The following is a 15,369-nucleotide window of genomic DNA, read 5'->3' on the forward strand; positions in this document are numbered from 1 at the left end:
AGGAAGCAGTCGATGAAACGTGTCCTGGGTTTGACGACATTAGGCCTCGCCGTGGCCACCGCCAGTGGCTGTAGCTGGGTGTGGGGCGAGCACGGTTATTTCCGTGATCGCGGCAATGACTACCTCGAGTCCCGCGAGACCGGCCCCATGCAGGTGCCGACCGATGTCCAGGCCAAGCCGCTCGACCCGCTGCTGCCGATCCCGGCCAACGTGGCCGATACCCAGAACCGCTCCTATGGCTTCGAGGTACCTCGGCCCCAGGCGCTGGCCGTTCAAGGCAGCGGCAGCGAGCAGTTCAGCGTCCAGCGCAGCGGCAATGCCCGCTGGCTGGCTGCCCAGAAGGTCCCGGCCAACGTCTGGCCAGTGGCTCGTCAGTACCTGACCGACAACGGCTTCCGCATCGCCGAGGAGCGTCCGCAGACCGGTGAACTCATCACCGCCTGGCAGTCGCCCACCGAGCTGTCGACGCCGCTGGCCCGCAGTCTGAGCACCAACGGCCGCCTGCAGCCGGGCAACGAGCTGCGTACCCGCCTGCGCATCGAGCCGGGCGTGCAGTCCGGCAGCAGCGAAATCTTCCTGCAGACCCAGACCCGCAGCCAGGGCAGCTCCAGCGAGCCGTCCTGGTCCAGCAGCCAGAACAGCTCGGCGCTCGATGACGCTCTGCTGAACCAGGTGCTGGCTGGTCTGGACCGCAGCGAGGAGGGCAGTGGCTCGGTCTCGCTGCTGGCCACGGGTAGCTACGATACTCCCGAGCGCGTGACCTACGAGGTCGACGGCAGCGGCGTGCCCATGCTGGTGCTGGAGAGTGATCTGAATCGCGCCTGGTCCAGCATCGGTCGTGCCATCGAAGGCGCCGATATCCGTGTCGACGACATGGATCGCAGCCTGGGCGTGTACTACGTGAACCTCGCCGAAGGCGCGCAGAAACCCGAAGAGCGCAAGCCAGGGTTCTTTGGCCGCCTGTTCGGCAAGGGCGAAAGCAAGGAAGAGGAAGACGCTCGGGCACGACGCTTCCAGGTGCGCCTCACCTCGGTGGGCAACACCGTTCAGGTTACCCTGGACAAGACCATCAACACCGCAGCACCCCAGGACATCGCCGAAGGCGTGCTGAAAAAGCTTCAGACGAGCATGCAGTATGCGCTTCGCAATCCTGGGCAGCGGCAGTCGGGGCAACTCGACCCTGGTGCACAGCCATAACAGCTATGTCCTGATCGACTGCGGCTTCTCCCTGCGGGAAGCCGAGCGTCGCCTGGCCCGGCTGGGCGTGGTACCTGCCCAGCTGGACGCCGTCTTGGTCACCCACGAACACTCCGATCACGTGCAGGGCGTCGAGCTCCTGGCGCGCAAGCACGGGGTGCCGGTCTATTACAGCGCCGGTACCGGGCGCGGCCTGCGCAAGCCGGTGGCGGCCCAGGGGCTGCTGGTGGATGGCGAGCGGCTGGTGCTGGATGCACTGGAGGTGACGGTGGTGCAGGTCTCCCACGATGCCCTGGAGCCGACGCAATTCGTCTTCGACGATGGCCGCAAGCGCCTGGGCGTGCTCACTGATCTCGGTGAGGCGACGCCTGGTGTGCTGACCCATTACCGCGGCCTCGATGCCCTGGTGATCGAGGCCAACCATGACAGCAATATGCTTGCCTCAGGGCCCTATCCCTATCACCTCAAGGCGCGGGTTGGCGGGGTGCGCGGGCATCTCAACAACCGCCAGTCGGCCGATCTGGTGGTGGAGCTGGCCTGCCCAGGCCTGCAGCATCTGGTACTCGCCCATCTGAGCGAAAAGAACAACAACCCCTGGCTCGCTCGCGCCTGCTTCACCAATGTGCTCGGTTGCGATGCGGACTGGCTGCAGATCGCCGATCAGCAGCAGGGGCTGGAATGGCAGGCCATCGCCTAGGGCGCTGGCCGAGCTTTCTTTAACAGCCGGGCGCTGCCGCACGGCCAAAATACCCACGATCCTATGTAAACTGCGCTTCCCGGCTGTACTCGTCCCGAACCGGTCGTCTCACCTGCGTTCGTCCACAGCCTGCAAGCCATTCGAACCGGAGTCTAAGATGGAAAAACGCGCAGAACTCTACCGTGGCAAGGCCAAGTCGGTATTCACCACCGACGATCCCGATCGCCTGGTCCTGTTGTTCCGCAACGACACCTCTGCCTTCGATGGCGAGCGTATCGAGCAGCTCGAGCGCAAGGGCATGGTGAACAACAAGTTCAATGCCTTCGTGATGCAGAAGCTCGAAGCCGCCGGTATTCCCACCCAGTTCGAACAGCTGCTGGGCGACAACGAGTGCCTGGTCAAGAAGCTCGAGATGATTCCGGTGGAGTGCGTGGTGCGCAACTTCGCTGCCGGCAGTCTGGTCCGCCGCCTGGGTGTGGAAGAGGGCCTGGAACTGACTCCGCCGACCTTCGAACTCTTCCTGAAGAACGATGCGCTGCACGACCCCATGGTCAACGAAAGCCATGTCCAGGCCTTTGGCTGGGCCACTCTCGACCAGTTGGCCGAGATGAAGGCGCTGACCTTCCGCATCAACGATATCCTCAAGCAGCTGTTCGACGACGCCGGCTTGCTGCTGGTGGACTTCAAGCTCGAATTCGGCCTGTTCCACGGCAAGGTCGTGCTGGGCGACGAATTCAGCCCGGACGGCAGCCGTCTCTGGGACAAGGAAACCCGGAAGAAGATGGACAAGGACCGCTTCCGCCAGGGTCTGGGCGGCGTGATCGAGGCCTACGAAGAAGTCGCCCAGCGCCTGGGCGTCCCGCTCTAAACGCAAGCCGCTGATACCAGAGCTTTTTTTGCAATTGCTTGTTCGCTTTTGCCCGCATGGCTGGTATCATGCGCCGCGTTGGAGAGATGCCGGAGTGGTCGAACGGGACGGATTCGAAATCCGTTGAGTCAGCAATGGCTCCTAGGGTTCAAATCCCTATCTCTCCGCCATACGAATAGAACCCTCGCAAATCGTTGATTTGCGGGGGTTTTTTGTTTTTGGATCTTGCCTATTGTACGTAGGGATAGTACGTAAGATTTTTGCCTTCTTTGCGAGAGTTCGGCCAGGCTGAAAGCGAATCGCCCCGCTCAAAAGCCGCCATTGCCCAACGTCTGATCTGAATTGGTCTGTCTGAATACGGAAGCAAATCGTTCTGCTGGTAGAGGCTAGTAAGCCCTCGCATTGCCAGCACCAAGTCTTCATTTGCGGCTTTCAGGTATCGCTGTTCAGCATAGCCAAGGTTTTTCTCAACACCTTTGCCTTTCTTGTACGCATTGCCGACCATTTAATTACCCGACATTTGCTCTTAGTTAGCAGCAAGCTTGTAATATTTGAAAGCCTTCTGAGGGGCTTTGAAACCTTCGCTTTCGTAAATTATTCCAAGCTCTGTCTGCACACGAACGACACCCTTGCCTGCCAAAGGCGTAAAGATTTTAATAGCTTTAGGTTTGTCCTTTACTTTGATAGCAGCCCAACCATCCTCGAATGAGAGTGGCTTGCAGGCAACCAAAAAAATAGCAAAGGAAATTAAAGCTAATTTTTTCACATCGATACCCTATTTGGCTGGGGTTAAGCCCAGCCAATCCATGAATAGAAAAATTAGGCGAATTTTTCTATTTTGGCGGCAAAAAAGTCTTTTTGGCAATGTTGCCGATGGAATTAGTCGTTACGCTATCGAAGGTCCCGCCGACAATTCCGCCCAAAATAGGAACCATTTTTGTCAAGTTAAAGACGCCTGTCGTGCCAGCCTTAGTAACTAGGCGGAAACCAACTTTGGCGTTGATTGCTTTGATAGTTTCTTTTGAAAGGTTTTTGATAAAGCTCTGAGTCATCTTGGCTCCAATTTGGATTCCAACGTCTTTCAAAATGTCAACAGAAGCTGTTCCTACCAAACACAAATAAACCATTGCCTTGACTTGATCGCTTTTCAAGTCGTAGCCGCCCATATGGGCAATTGCTGTCACCATGCGAATTTGAACGTATAGGACACTAGTGATGTTTGCAGGGATGGCGACTGGCAGTGTGATTATACCGCCCAATCCAGTAACGAATCCTGACGCCCCGGCTTTACTGTTTTGCCAGCGAATGAGCGAGTCAGCGCATTTATGCAAATTTGTTTCTTTTGAGGTGTAGTCGCTAGCCATCTCTGCAGCTGAACCTAAGCCAGTAACGCCGTCCACCGCTTTGTCATATGCCCAGTCTAGAACCGCCATCATCTTGCTTGGTGTAATTTCTTTTCCCGTGCTCATGCAAATTCCTTAATTCACGACTGTCTGTTGGATTAGAGATGCCATCGCGTTTGGCACCAAAACCCTATGGTTATCGACGATTCGGATAAAACCTTGAGTCGGTAGCGACGGTCCAAAGGGGCGTCATCAATTACCGTTCAAACCGCTGTCGCGGGTCAATAGGCGGCGCTTCCAGTGAATCTCCTTCTCTATCATCTCCTCTTTGCCTGTGTGCTTGTCAGCGATTTCGAGGATGCTGAATCTGAAATTTTCAGCGAAATCCTTGCCGCGCTTGGTGTGTAGATCTCGAATGCGTGTATTGCCGCCGTGCCCGCTATTGGCATAGTTCGACCATCGATCCCATAGACCGCCTGTCCCGGTCGCTGAGCCTACGTATAGCTGTTCTTCATCTTTGGTGCGGTCTGAGATTAGGTAGACGCCGGCCACGCTGGAGAGGGCTGTTTGCCACGATTCCAGGCCTTGGCCGACGATGATCTTCAACTCACCATGGGATACGTCCACCTCCCTGAAGCCAGGGAATCTACCAACCGTCATCGGCTTTTCAAGGATGGAGGACATAACCATGCTTTTCAGGCACGTTTCGAGCCATAGGTAATTCATTCGGGGCTTCGTGTAGTCGAGGATCAAACGTCCTTCCAGCTCGGCAAATTCTGGTACGCGGCGATAGTCGTAAACGAAGTCACGTTTCTCCTTTTTAGTCTTCGTGTCATTCAGTTTCATAGAGTCGTATACACCAGCCAGAAGCCATTTCTTGGTGCCGGGGAGCTCGACCAATCCAATGACGTACTTACACTCAAAATTCCTGCGGGACTGCCACGATTGCCACTCATCAAAATCCCCCGCTAGGTAGACGTCCATAGGGTGCTCAATCCCATTGTGCTGAGCGAGATGCACCTTGGTGTTTTGGGCGGTGAGGGAAGGTAAAAGGCTGGTGAGAAGCTGAATCAGCATGAGGTTGCTCTGGTGAGTTTATGGGCGGCGACCGCTAACGATTCACTCGAATAGCGCAGGGAATCAACGTCAAAGTTCAGGAATGGTTGGTTACGCGGCGCCGTCCTCGCGGCCCCGTAGTTTGTGAGACCAATATGTGTTGTAGAGCTTTGGCTTCTTTTGAAAGTGGATGCATCTCTTGACCTCCTGCAACTGGCTATGGACAGACTCACTCGTTTGAAGTGAAATTTAGTATGCTTAAAAAATTTAGAAGATAAATTAGTAATTACCTGAATCTTTCCTCAGGTTGCTGTGTGGTCAAGCGCATAACGTTTTCATCAGAATTACGTAAAAATTTGTAAAAAACAGGGATTAACCAGTCGCTTTTTCGTTTTGCATACAGTTGATCTTGAACTGCTTCAATGGATTTATAAATTTCAGCGTCGTTATGGTTCTCCGCTGCATTGATAAGTGATTGATCCAGGCATTCAAGCAACCGTTCTGAATTGGAAATAGAGGCTTTATTTTATTTTAGGGTATTGTAACTATAGTCCAAGATTGGACCAAGCAAAGCAGTCAAATTCGTAATGATTGCCGATGTAGAGAGGTCAATCGCAAAGCAAAAGCTGACATCTGCACGGCTGCGATTGCGACCGAGACGGGCAGAGAACTAAAGATCATCAAGACACTCACGTCGGGTGACATGCCTGAGGTTGGCTACACACGGCATGACGGGGACAAATTCCGTTACCGCTGTCGTGTGGAGGGTAATCGGGTGGTTTGGCAGGCATATTTTCCTGACCGGTCAGCGTGGGGACGTTGGAGGAACAGCTCTGACGATGCGGTGCTTACCTTTCAGGCAGATTCAGAAAAGCTATCTATTTCCAGTAGCATGACCGGGATCACCGACACCTACCGGAAGAAAGCCTTCGGTAAGCGCTGATCAGTCAAACGAAGCGGATGGCCCCTTGATTCAATGAAGAGTCGTTCGCTTCCGCTCAAGCAGAATTTCCAAGGTTTCAACGTCCTTGATTTGCTGGGCAAGCCGATTGAATTGATGCGTCAGCCAGTGACGGCTTGACTCGACATGGCGTCGGCGTCGCTCGATCTCCCGCTCCAACTCAGGCAGTGACTTCTGATCCATCGTTTCTAGGTCGGGACTGCGGTAGGGCATCTCATGCGTCCTTGCATGGTGGCTAACTGGCATCGCGTACCATGCCGAGGTTGGCCTTCGGTTTACAGTCCGCCAAATACCAAAACCCCGAGTGTGCGAGGCACCTCGGGGTTTTTATTGCCTACGCCTTCTAACCTGCCTTGCTTCTGCTCGAGTCGACGTCTGGGGCCGTAGGCGCTTCCTCGGCGTCTGCATGGGGCAGGCGCTGGCTGGAAAACTCCTGCAGCCGCTGGTAATGGGTCAGCCAGAAGCCCAGTTCCAGGTTTAGGGTTTTGAGCTCGAAAGCGGTGAGTGTTGAAGGCCCTTTGGAAATTGCCTTTCCCGCAAGGTCGATGGCTGCCAGTTGCCCGGCCGTGCGAGCGGGACAGTTTCTGATGGCGTAACGGAGTGCCTCTCTAAAGTCGCTATCCAGGCCAGGCATAAAAAAGTCCTTGAATGACTAAGAGGATTTAGCATGTAGCCGTGCATCGAACGCCATCGGGTAGCGGACATGCCAACTTCTATCCGCGGCTGATCTGGCTTGGACGCAGCGGTTCGGGACTTGAATGGACCGTGGCCAACTGGTTGTCACCGCTGCATTTTCGGCTACCGGTGGATAGCGAAGTTGTTTGCATACTAGATAGCTGGCAAGGCGGTTGCGCGGGCTTTTTTACCTGGGTAGATAAGCGGTGCAAGAACCTGTACGCGGCCTGTACCCGGCTCTAAATCCAGGGTTTGCTTGGCTGGACCGCTAATAATCCGGCGATTCGCAGGCGTTTTTCTTATATAGGATTTGGACGAAGCCGCTGTCACCTGAGCGCTGTTAGATCCCTTGACCTTGGTGTTCATCATCGCCGCAAGCCGTCGAGCGGTAGCCTGGAAAGCCCGGGAATGGCTGGACGCTCTGGGCAAATGGGGCGATGCTGAAAACGTACGCCACAGAGCGTGCGATCCCAAGGGCCGAGCGGCAAGCTGCGGGCCTTTGAAGATGGCTTCGGCGTATAACAATAAAAGAGGAGTCGAGCGATGTTCTACAAGGTCAGCGTGTATTCACGGCCTGAAGATCGTGGGCTGCTGGTGTGGCGATGGAAGAAGCAATTTCTGGGTGAGTGGGTGGAGTCGCGTCAGGAGTTCGAAGATTGCGACCACTGCGTCCATCATGCCTTGCAGGATGCCAAGGGGCAGAGCGTTCATCTTGAGACGGATCGCTGCACCCTGTATCGCTACCGCTTCGAAAGCATGTTGCACCAGTATGGCAGTTGCTACTGCCTGAGCGGTGGTCGATCGGCCGAGGCGGTGCTGGACCTCATCGCTCAGATCGAAGAGCGCCACAATGTCATAGTGCTGTGCAACGGCCAGCCCTTCTTCGCCCACTATCGGGCGGATCTGCAGGCGGAAGGGACGCTCGCTCCTGAGCTTTGGCAAGGCGTGGAATGGCGCGGATTGGAAGGGCGCTTCGAGTATGCCCGCAATCGCAAGAGGCCCTGATCGTTGTAGTGCGGAACGCAGAAAGGGTCAGAGTGGCAGCCGCTCCTGATGCATGATGCATGATGCATGATGCATGATGCATGATGCTGATGTCGGCTGGAGCCTGAATGCCCAACTGGACGCGATCGCCCTGCAACTTGAGAACGCGGATGTTGATGCGGCCATTGAACAGCTGGTCCAGCACCTCTTCTTCATCCGCTTCCGGTCTAAGGAATAGATTGATGATTTCGTCGGTGCGCCAGGTCAGTACCAGATAAGACATGAGCATCCCTGCCATGAATTTCGTGACTCGATGATTGCCAGTTCCCCACCGGGTGATAGCCAGTAGGCAGCTTGTCAGGCTCTAGTATCGCAGTCTGCGGCGATTCGTAGCCCGGTAGCGACGTTCTAACTGCCACCTTCTCCCGATAAAGCCCGCTATTCCTGCCAGTACCGTTGCCAGGTTGACGGCATTGGTCGGGCGGCTGCCGTGGTAGCCGGCGATCACCACCACCAGCGTCGCTAGAGCCCAGATGACAATGGTGGCCGCGACGGCTACAGCCATTTCGTTGAGTTCGGGGCGTTGCCCTTGCTGCGGGTGGCAGAAGGGATTTTCGTATTCGTCCGACATGGAGTACTCCGGCAAACGTTCTTGTTGGAGAGTATTGCCAAGAACCTTATCGGCAGATGATGAAGAGTCTGGATCGAATCGATAGCGCGATCAGCGAAATCTTTGTCGGGCGGATGGAGGGTACTCGTGGAGCCCTGGGTGGTCAGCGTGGACGGTATGGGGGCCATCTCCCTAGCGAGCGACGCGTTCGAAAGGGTAGTCACCAGTACGCACGACGAGGCGTGGGCGTCGTGGTGTGCGGCGAGTGCCGCCCGGCGGTAGTCGTCCGCCGGGATCCTGGCCGGCTCAGCGCGTGGCTTCGTCGCGCTCGAACAGGCTCCAGCAGCGATCAAAGTCCGCCTGCCAATCCGGCAGGGCAGTGGGCAATACCGCCGCGACCTTGCTGCAGTCCAGCCGCGAATAGAGCGGGCGGGTTGCCGGGGTAGGGTAGTGCTCGGTGGTAGTGGGATAGAGGCGGGCACGCAATTCGCCACGCTGCTCCAAGCGCTCGGCGATGGCCGCGGCAAAACCGTACCAGGAGGTTTGCCCTGCATTGGTAAGGTGATAGAGGCCGCCCACATCGCCTCGTTCGAGCAGCCGCTCGACCAGCTGGCGCGTGGCTGTGGCTATCGTTGGCGCCCAGGTCGGGGCACCCTGTTGGTCATCCACCACATGCAGCTCATCCCGCTCCGCCAGCAGGCGGCGCATGGTGTTGAAAAAGCACTGACCATCATGGGAATAGACCCAGGAGGTGCGCAGGACTAGGGCGCGACCACCCGCCGCCAGCACAGCCTGCTCGCCCGCCAGCTTGGAGCGCCCATAAACGCTCAGGGGGGCAGGGGCGCAGTCTTCCGTATAGGGACGACGACGCGTACCGTCGAAGACATAGTCGGACGAGTAGTGGACAAAGGGGATGCCTCTGTCCTTCGCCAGTTCCGCCAGAATCTGCGGGGCTCTCACATTGATGGCCTCGGCGCGCTCAACTTCCTCTTCGGCTTGATCCACGGCGGTGTAGGCCGCGGCATTGAGGATGAGGTCGGGTGCCAAGCCGTCGAAGGCTTTACGTAGGATGGCGGTCTGAGCGAGGTCCAGATCCGCTTGGCCCAGGACGGTCAACTGATGGGTGCTACCGAACTCACGCTGGAGGGCGCGCGAAACTTGGCCGGAACGGCCAGTGATTACAATATTCATGAAACCATGCCTGGATGCCTTCGGCTGAGGGCATACGTCCTATAAATCGATTCCTGAAAAGCCCAAGGCTTTTCCCGCACGAAACGAAACCTGCCGCCTTTGGCGACAAATCTGGTTTTCCGGTCATCTTTCCGGGGAAAGATGGCAGCCGCTGGCTATGGCGGAGTGGGCATCGACTGGAGGGACGTAGCGGTCATGGTAAGACTCGATGAGGAAGTACGCGGCTAGGACTGCCGTCTGTCGGCGGAGTTCAGTGCGAACCCAGGGACGATGGCAGCAGCTTGCCAAGCTGGAGACCCGACGTCGAGGCGGTCAGCAGGGCGGTATGGAGAACCTGTTCAAGTTCGCGGATGTTTCCCGGCCAGGCGTAGGCCAGCAGCGCCGCTTCATCCTGGGCCGTCAGCACCGGGGGTTCGCGACCCAGGCGCTCGGCATGCTGCTTCAGAAAATGCCGAGCGAGGGGTAGCAGATCCGCCGGCCGCTCCCGCAGGGCGGGCACCGGAACCAGGCCGGGTGCGAGCAGCTGCCAGAGGTGCGGATTGAAGTGGCCGGCCACGACCGCCTCGGCCAGCTCCACGCTGGAGCCGACGCTCAGGCGCACCGCTATCGGAGTCCGTTGAGTGCTGCCCACGCGCAGGATGCTGCCTTCCTGCAGAACCTCGACCAGCGCCTCCTGCAACTCAGCTGGCAGATCGGCAATTTCATCGAGATAAAGACTGCCGTCGTTTGCGGTGCCGAACCAGCCCACGCGGCTGCCGGAGGTACCGGCATAGGCCCGGGGGACATAGCCGAACAACTCGGCAGCGCCATGGCGCCTGCTGAGCGAGGCGCAATTCAGGCTGCTGAAGAGGCCGGTTCGCCCACTGCGTTCGTGCAGACGGCGCGCCAGTAACTCGCGACCGGTGCCCCATTCGCCGGACAACACCACGGGGCCTGGCAAAGGGGCGAGCTGGTCCAGCCGTTCGAGCAGCTGCCGGGAGCGCGGATCGGCGAAGGCCAGGGCCTTGGCGCGGATGGTGAGAGCGCTGTGCTGATCGGTCGGGACGATCAGGAGTTCGGGTGAGGCAATAGGCATGGCGACATCGGTAAGCAATCAAATCGCTATGCTATCGACTGAGATTTATAGCTAAAAATACGTTTTAGCTATTCGCTTAGGTTTTTTGGTTATCTAGCGAAAAGGCCAGGGCAGCCTTTTGATGTTCAGGAATCAGAGTTTCCAAGTCGATGTCAGGTAAGCCGATAGGCGGGGTACCTGGACATCGGCGCGGTCTATCGGGGCGTCACGAGTTGCATGTCCGATGCCGACATCGCTAGGGTAGGCCGGCGGGACTGGTTCTACCGCCCTTGAAGAAGAGGAACTGCCGATCGATGCCTTCCCTGCGTGCGCCCTGTCCGCCTGGTGTCTGTACCTGTGATCGCGAAGCCGTGCTGGCTGATCCTCAAGGTGACGCTCGAGCCCTGCTGCTCAATCGCCAGGAGGAGCAGCGGCTGTTGGGCCGCCTGGAGAATATCGCCAGCGTGGCCGAGCTGCAGCATTTGCAGCAGCGCTTGCAGGAGCAGTTGGGCATCCGCCTGGAGATCCGGCCGGGATCGGGAGAGGTGCGCAGTGCCAGGGGTATGCTGATCGAGCTGCAGCCACGACCGGGGCTGTGTCGCAAACTCCACCAGTCGATACCCGCGGCCATCCGTCGTGGCCTGGCGCAGCACCCTGAAATCCTTTACGGGCTACTCAATGCCAACGACCTGTTGCGCGACGCCTGAGTGTGCTCAGGCAGGCCCCTTGAAGCGAATCCAGGTCGGGGCGTGGTCACTGGTCTTTTCCAGGTCGCGCACCCAGCGGTGGACGCCCGCTTCCTGAAGTTCAGAACGCAGCCCGGGGCTCAGCAGCAGGTGGTCGATGCGCAGGCCGGCATTGCGTTGCCAGCGTTGGCGGAAATAGTCCCAGTAGGTGTAGATGGCTTCATCGGGGTGGCAGGCGCGTAGCGCGTCCAGCCAGCCCTGGGCGAGCAGACGCTCGAAGCAGGCACGGCTTTCGGGTTGCAACAGGGCGTCCTTGCGCCAGGACTTGGGATCGTAGATGTCCCGATCGGTCGGGACCACGTTGTAGTCACCCGCCAACACCACCGGATGCCCGCTTTCGATCAGGCCCTGGGCATGATCAATGAAGCGGTCGAACCAGGCCAGCTTGTAATCGAACTTGGGGCCGGGCCAGGGATTGCCGTTGGGCAGATAGAGGCTGGCGACGATTACGCCTTTCACCGCCGCTTCCAGGTAACGACGTTGGGAATCGTCCTCCATCCCGGGCAGGCCCCGGCGAATCTCCAGGGGCTGATCGTCACGCGCCAGGATGGCCACGCCATTCCAGGAGGGCTGCCCATCCCAGAGGGCGCCGTAGCCGGCGGCCTCCAGCTCAGCCTCGGGGAAGTCCAAGGCTTTCGCCTTCAGCTCCTGCAGGCAGACGATGTCCGGCTGCTCCCGCTCCAGCCACTGCAACAGAATGGGAAGCCGGGCCCGAATGCCATTGACGTTGTAGGTCGCGAGGGTGAGGGCGGTCATGGGACGTTCCTTGAAAGGTTATAGCCATGACCAAGGCCTAGTGTCGGCAGTTCCTCTTACGCCTCTTTGTGATCAAGTTCGCATTATTTTGTGACTTACTTTTTTTGGCACCTTCGGGAACTTTTTGGCCATTGCTCGATTGTCATGAAGGGAAATTTGACATCGCGTCGCTGATTTGTAGTCAGTTAACGAACTGTGACCGGCGAAGTTCACCGAGCAGATGATCGGATAATTAGAAAAATCTATAAAAATCAGTTACCTAAATTATAGCTATATGATGGCTAAATAATGGCTATCAGTGCAGGGCGATGGAGTTGGCATGCCACTTGTATAGAGCTAGCTGCCTGGAGGCAATGTCGTGTGGAAACCCCATCCGCACGACTCTTCTCTCACTTCATATCGGCCCGTGTTCAGGGAGCGCGTTCACCCGTCGATTTAGCAGTTGGTGATGATGAATCCATCCTTCCTGAAGTTTTCCCGCAGGACCGCCAAGGTGCTGCCTTTCGTCGCTGCGCTTGCCCTGGCCAATGGTGCCAAGGCCGAGCAGGTCAGCCTGGTCGGTTTGAATCTGTCCGGTGCCGGTTTCGCCGGTCAGGTGCTGCCGGGTGTGAACGGTACGAACTACATCTTTCCCGTGGAAGCCTACTTCAAGCAGTGGAGCGCCAAGGGGATCAAGCTGATTCGTTTCCCGATCATCTGGGAGCGACTGCAGCCGGTGCTGGGCGGTCCGCTGGATCCGACCTATGCCGCGCTGGTGGACCAGACCTTTGCCAATGCGCAGAAGTACGGCATGCGGATCATCCTCGATCTGCACAACTACACCTTCTATCGCGGTTCGGTGATCGGCAGCACGGCAGTGCCCTATGACCGCTACCAGGAGATCATGACCCGTATCGCCCAGCGCTGGAGCAATCAGCCTGCGCTCTATGCCTACGACATCATGAACGAGCCGCACGACTCCATGGCCCAGTGGCCGATCGCTGCCCAATACGGTATCAACGGCGTGCGCGCGGTCGACAAGACCAAACCCATCATGATCGAGGGCAACGGCTGGTCGGAGGCGACCCGCTGGCCGCTGTGGAACGACTCCCTGCTGGCGCTCAAGGATCCGTCCGACAACCTGATCTTCCAGGCACATTCCTATTTCGACGAAAGCGCCGGCGGCAACTACACCGGAATCGATGTCGGCAAGTTGAGCCAGGACTACGGCGTGGAGCGCGTGCGGCCCTTCGTCGAGTGGCTCAAGAAGAACAAAAAGAAGGGCATGATCGGGGAGTTCGGCGTGCCGGATAACGATCCGCGCTGGCTGCCGCTGATGGACCGGATGCTGGCCTATCTCAAGCAGAACTGCATTCCTTCGACCTACTGGGCGGCCGGCCCGGGTTGGGGCAACTACTTCCTGTCGGTGGAGCCGATCAATGGCGCCGACCGGCCGCAGTGGCCGACCCTGCGCAAATACCTCGATGACAGTAGCTGCTCCGCCATCGGCCCCATCGCCAGCGGCGCAGGCAGTACGCCGGCGAGCGGCTCAGGCACCACGGGTAGCTCGAGCGGTGGCAGCGGTGGCAGCGGTGGCGCTCCTACCGGCTCCACCAATGGCGGGACTACGGGGCCGGGCACTTCCGCAGGCAATGGTAGTACCGGCAATACCGGTGGCTCGACCACTACTGGGGTCACCACCTCGATCAACGACTTCACCAACGAAGATTGGCTGCATGGCGTGTATCGCAAGTCGGCGGGTTTCTCCATTCCCGCGTCGGCCGCGAACGTGGGGGCCTTCAAGGTAGGCGCCCAGATAACGCCGGCCGATGGCAAGAGCTACAAGGTGACCTATGCCCAGGTCGTCGGCAGTAACATGAGCGTCTTCATCGAGAGCCCGCAGCTCGATGGCAACGCCTATGGCTATCCCAAGACGCTGCGCACCGGGACCACCACCTCCGGCACGCCGGCCACGGTACCGGGCACCACCACGGGCTCGACTGGCAGCACGGGCACCTCCAGCGCGAGCAGCAGCTCAGGCAATGCCGCGTCGGTCGTGACGGTGCCGACGGTCGAGACCAAGCCCGTGACCGGAACCGGCAGTACCGGGGCGACCGGTTCCAGCCCGGCGCAGACGGGGGCCTCGTCGACGCCCGTGGCGTCGGCTGGCACGCCAGTGAATACCGCCAAGCTCAATCTGGTCGGGCTGAATTTCTCTGGCGCCGCCTTCGCGCCCCAGACGCTGCCGGGGGTGCTCAACGTCAGCTACATCATGCCGGGCGAGGCGCATTTCCAGCAGTGGAGCGCCAAGGGCGTGCGGCTGATTCGCTTCCCGGTGATCTGGGAGCGGCTGCAGACGCGCTTCTTCGGCAGTCTGGAAGGGGCTTACACCCAGCAGGTCACCCAGGTGCTGGAGCTGGCCAAGAAATACAACATGAAGGTGATCCTGGCGCTGGATAACGGGGGGCGCTACAAGGGCACCCTGATTGGCACCGGCAGCGTTACCAACTTCAACTACTGGGATCTGATGTACCGCCTGGCCTACCAGTGGGGCAACCATGCGGCGCTCTATGGCTACGACATCATGGGCAAGCCCAACGGCGCCGACAGCAGTTGGCCGGTCACCGCGCAATCCGGTATCGACGGTGTGCGTACCATGGACCGTACCCATCCGGTGATCGTGCAGGGCAATGCCTGGGGCAGCGCGGCCAACTGGCCGGCGGTCAGCAACGCCTTGCTGGGTCTCAAGGATCCGGCGAACAACCTGATCTATGCGGCCAACGTCTACCTGGACCAGGACGGCAGCGGTAGCTATGCGGCGCAGAACATGAACGGCTTCGATCCGCAGGTAGGGGTCAATCGCGTCAAACCCTTCGTCGAATGGCTCAAGCGCAACGGCAAGCGGGGCATGATCGCCGAATTTGGCGTTCCCTCCGGCGACAGCCGCTGGTTGACCGCGACCGACAACCTGCTCGCCTACCTGCAGCAGAACTGCATGCCGCTGACCTACTGGGCTGCCGGACCGGGCTGGGGCACATCCGCACTGGCGGTCGAGCCGGTGAACGGGGTGGAGCGACCGCAGTGGCCGACGCTGAAGAAGTACGTCGACGCCAGCAACAGCTGTACGGCGGTAGGGCCCCGCTGAGGCGGATTTCGCTCAGCGCGAAGGCGAAGAAATCCTCAGGGGTTCATCGCTTTTTTCTTGGCTGACCGATAGGCGAAAAGACAAGGGTTCCGCGCGCTGGAAGCGTT

The 15,369-nt window shown here is 58.6% G+C and carries 17 protein-coding genes and 1 tRNA gene; 8 read left to right on the forward strand and 10 right to left on the reverse strand.

All coding sequences use genetic code 11. The features are described from left to right. The first annotated feature begins 12 nt into the window (after positions 1–12). The 4 genes from bamC (at position 13) to APT59_RS08465 (ending at position 2,932) form a co-directional block, all read left to right on the forward strand. Positions 13–1,197 (forward strand): outer membrane protein assembly factor BamC, encoded by a 1,185-nt coding sequence (bamC, locus tag APT59_RS08450; RefSeq protein ID WP_059314435.1) that lies wholly within the window; start codon positions 13–15, stop codon positions 1,195–1,197. Then, a complete protein-coding gene (locus APT59_RS08455) occupies positions 1,136–1,894 on the forward strand; it encodes an MBL fold metallo-hydrolase (protein ID WP_059314436.1) in 759 nt (252 codons plus the stop codon). Before bamC ends, APT59_RS08455 begins: the two co-directional genes overlap by 62 nt. A gap of 157 nt (positions 1,895–2,051) precedes the next feature. Continuing rightward, positions 2,052–2,762, forward strand: a complete 711-nt coding sequence (gene purC, locus APT59_RS08460) for a phosphoribosylaminoimidazolesuccinocarboxamide synthase (RefSeq protein ID WP_007162774.1) — start codon at positions 2,052–2,054, stop codon at positions 2,760–2,762. Between the two features lie 80 nt (positions 2,763–2,842). Further along, positions 2,843–2,932, forward strand: a tRNA-Ser gene (locus APT59_RS08465). Between the two features lie 59 nt (positions 2,933–2,991). On the opposite strand, the gene APT59_RS22385 is transcribed toward APT59_RS08465, so the two are convergent. The 6 genes from APT59_RS22385 to APT59_RS08485 all read right to left on the reverse strand — a co-directional run bounded on the left by APT59_RS22385 (position 2,992) and on the right by APT59_RS08485 (position 6,756). Then, on the reverse strand, positions 2,992–3,267 hold the full coding sequence (locus APT59_RS22385) for a hypothetical protein (RefSeq protein ID WP_156428937.1): 276 nt from the start codon (positions 3,265–3,267) through the stop codon (positions 2,992–2,994). A gap of 21 nt (positions 3,268–3,288) precedes the next feature. Beyond that, positions 3,289–3,528, reverse strand: coding sequence for a hypothetical protein (locus tag APT59_RS22390; protein WP_156428938.1), 240 nt, complete (start codon positions 3,526–3,528; stop codon positions 3,289–3,291). Positions 3,529–3,595: 67 nt separating this feature from the next. After that, positions 3,596–4,231 (reverse strand): EcsC family protein, encoded by a 636-nt coding sequence (locus APT59_RS08470; RefSeq protein WP_059314437.1) that lies wholly within the window; start codon positions 4,229–4,231, stop codon positions 3,596–3,598. A 126-nt stretch (positions 4,232–4,357) separates the two neighbouring features. Then, the gene (locus APT59_RS08475) at positions 4,358–5,182 is read right to left on the reverse strand and encodes a GIY-YIG nuclease family protein (RefSeq protein WP_059314438.1); all 825 of its coding nucleotides are present in this window, start codon (positions 5,180–5,182) and stop codon (positions 4,358–4,360) included. Between the two features lie 265 nt (positions 5,183–5,447). After that, a complete protein-coding gene (locus APT59_RS22895; protein WP_167348560.1) occupies positions 5,448–5,657 on the reverse strand; it encodes an S-4TM family putative pore-forming effector in 210 nt (69 codons plus the stop codon). A gap of 808 nt (positions 5,658–6,465) precedes the next feature. Beyond that, positions 6,466–6,756, reverse strand: coding sequence for a hypothetical protein (locus APT59_RS08485; RefSeq protein ID WP_059314440.1), 291 nt, complete (start codon positions 6,754–6,756; stop codon positions 6,466–6,468). A 584-nt stretch (positions 6,757–7,340) separates the two neighbouring features. Here APT59_RS08485 and APT59_RS22685 point away from each other — a divergent pair. Then, positions 7,341–7,802: a hypothetical protein gene (locus APT59_RS22685; RefSeq protein WP_059314441.1), complete on the forward strand. Its 462-nt coding sequence runs from the start codon at positions 7,341–7,343 to the stop codon at positions 7,800–7,802. Between the two features lie 73 nt (positions 7,803–7,875). Then, entirely contained in the window at positions 7,876–8,019 is a 144-nt protein-coding gene (locus APT59_RS22690) for a hypothetical protein (RefSeq protein ID WP_237140582.1), read from the forward strand. A 126-nt stretch (positions 8,020–8,145) separates the two neighbouring features. On the opposite strand, the gene APT59_RS08495 is transcribed toward APT59_RS22690, so the two are convergent. The 3 genes from APT59_RS08495 to APT59_RS08505 all read right to left on the reverse strand — a co-directional run bounded on the left by APT59_RS08495 (position 8,146) and on the right by APT59_RS08505 (position 10,657). Continuing rightward, positions 8,146–8,412 (reverse strand): hypothetical protein, encoded by a 267-nt coding sequence (locus tag APT59_RS08495; RefSeq protein WP_059314442.1) that lies wholly within the window; start codon positions 8,410–8,412, stop codon positions 8,146–8,148. Between the two features lie 285 nt (positions 8,413–8,697). Then, entirely contained in the window at positions 8,698–9,582 is an 885-nt protein-coding gene (gene rfbD, locus APT59_RS08500) for a dTDP-4-dehydrorhamnose reductase (RefSeq protein WP_059314443.1), read from the reverse strand. Positions 9,583–9,832: 250 nt separating this feature from the next. Further along, positions 9,833–10,657: a sigma-54-dependent transcriptional regulator gene (locus tag APT59_RS08505; RefSeq protein WP_059314444.1), complete on the reverse strand. Its 825-nt coding sequence runs from the start codon at positions 10,655–10,657 to the stop codon at positions 9,833–9,835. A gap of 293 nt (positions 10,658–10,950) precedes the next feature. On the opposite strand from APT59_RS08505, the gene APT59_RS08510 reads away from it, so the two are divergent. Further along, a complete protein-coding gene (locus APT59_RS08510; RefSeq protein WP_059314445.1) occupies positions 10,951–11,343 on the forward strand; it encodes a hypothetical protein in 393 nt (130 codons plus the stop codon). 6 nt (positions 11,344–11,349) lie between these two features. On the opposite strand, the gene xth is transcribed toward APT59_RS08510, so the two are convergent. Further along, positions 11,350–12,138 carry an exodeoxyribonuclease III gene (xth, locus tag APT59_RS08515; protein ID WP_059314446.1) on the reverse strand — a complete coding sequence of 263 codons (789 nt, stop codon included), beginning with the start codon at positions 12,136–12,138 and terminating at the stop codon, positions 11,350–11,352. A gap of 448 nt (positions 12,139–12,586) precedes the next feature. On the opposite strand from xth, the gene APT59_RS08520 reads away from it, so the two are divergent. Beyond that, on the forward strand, positions 12,587–15,262 hold the full coding sequence (locus tag APT59_RS08520; RefSeq protein WP_059314447.1) for a glycoside hydrolase family 5 protein: 2,676 nt from the start codon (positions 12,587–12,589) through the stop codon (positions 15,260–15,262). The last annotated feature ends 107 nt before the right edge of the window (positions 15,263–15,369 follow it).

It is taken from the genome of Pseudomonas oryzihabitans, assembly GCF_001518815.1.
GTDB classification, from domain to species: Bacteria; Pseudomonadota; Gammaproteobacteria; order Pseudomonadales; family Pseudomonadaceae; genus Chryseomonas; species Chryseomonas oryzihabitans_E.

What these genes read in the sequence shown, in the direction of transcription:
- purC (WP_007162774.1), top strand. Translation starts at nt 2,052, where the DNA reads ATGGAAAAACGCGCAGAACTCTACCGTGGCAAGGCCAAGTCGGTATTC.
- APT59_RS22685 (WP_059314441.1), top strand. Translation starts at nt 7,341, where the DNA reads ATGTTCTACAAGGTCAGCGTGTATTCACGGCCTGAAGATCGTGGGCTG.
- bamC (WP_059314435.1), top strand. Translation starts at nt 13, where the DNA reads ATGAAACGTGTCCTGGGTTTGACGACATTAGGCCTCGCCGTGGCCACC.
- xth (WP_059314446.1), bottom strand. Translation starts at nt 12,138, where the DNA reads ATGACCGCCCTCACCCTCGCGACCTACAACGTCAATGGCATTCGGGCC.
- APT59_RS22690 (WP_237140582.1), top strand. Translation starts at nt 7,876, where the DNA reads ATGATGCATGATGCTGATGTCGGCTGGAGCCTGAATGCCCAACTGGAC.
- APT59_RS08455 (WP_059314436.1), top strand. Translation starts at nt 1,136, where the DNA reads ATGCGCTTCGCAATCCTGGGCAGCGGCAGTCGGGGCAACTCGACCCTG.
- APT59_RS08475 (WP_059314438.1), bottom strand. Translation starts at nt 5,182, where the DNA reads ATGCTGATTCAGCTTCTCACCAGCCTTTTACCTTCCCTCACCGCCCAA.
- APT59_RS08495 (WP_059314442.1), bottom strand. Translation starts at nt 8,412, where the DNA reads ATGTCGGACGAATACGAAAATCCCTTCTGCCACCCGCAGCAAGGGCAA.
- APT59_RS08485 (WP_059314440.1), bottom strand. Translation starts at nt 6,756, where the DNA reads ATGCCTGGCCTGGATAGCGACTTTAGAGAGGCACTCCGTTACGCCATC.
- APT59_RS08470 (WP_059314437.1), bottom strand. Translation starts at nt 4,231, where the DNA reads ATGAGCACGGGAAAAGAAATTACACCAAGCAAGATGATGGCGGTTCTA.
- rfbD (WP_059314443.1), bottom strand. Translation starts at nt 9,582, where the DNA reads ATGAATATTGTAATCACTGGCCGTTCCGGCCAAGTTTCGCGCGCCCTC.
- APT59_RS08505 (WP_059314444.1), bottom strand. Translation starts at nt 10,657, where the DNA reads ATGCCTATTGCCTCACCCGAACTCCTGATCGTCCCGACCGATCAGCAC.
- APT59_RS08520 (WP_059314447.1), top strand. Translation starts at nt 12,587, where the DNA reads ATGATGAATCCATCCTTCCTGAAGTTTTCCCGCAGGACCGCCAAGGTG.
- APT59_RS22385 (WP_156428937.1), bottom strand. Translation starts at nt 3,267, where the DNA reads ATGGTCGGCAATGCGTACAAGAAAGGCAAAGGTGTTGAGAAAAACCTT.
- APT59_RS08510 (WP_059314445.1), top strand. Translation starts at nt 10,951, where the DNA reads ATGCCTTCCCTGCGTGCGCCCTGTCCGCCTGGTGTCTGTACCTGTGAT.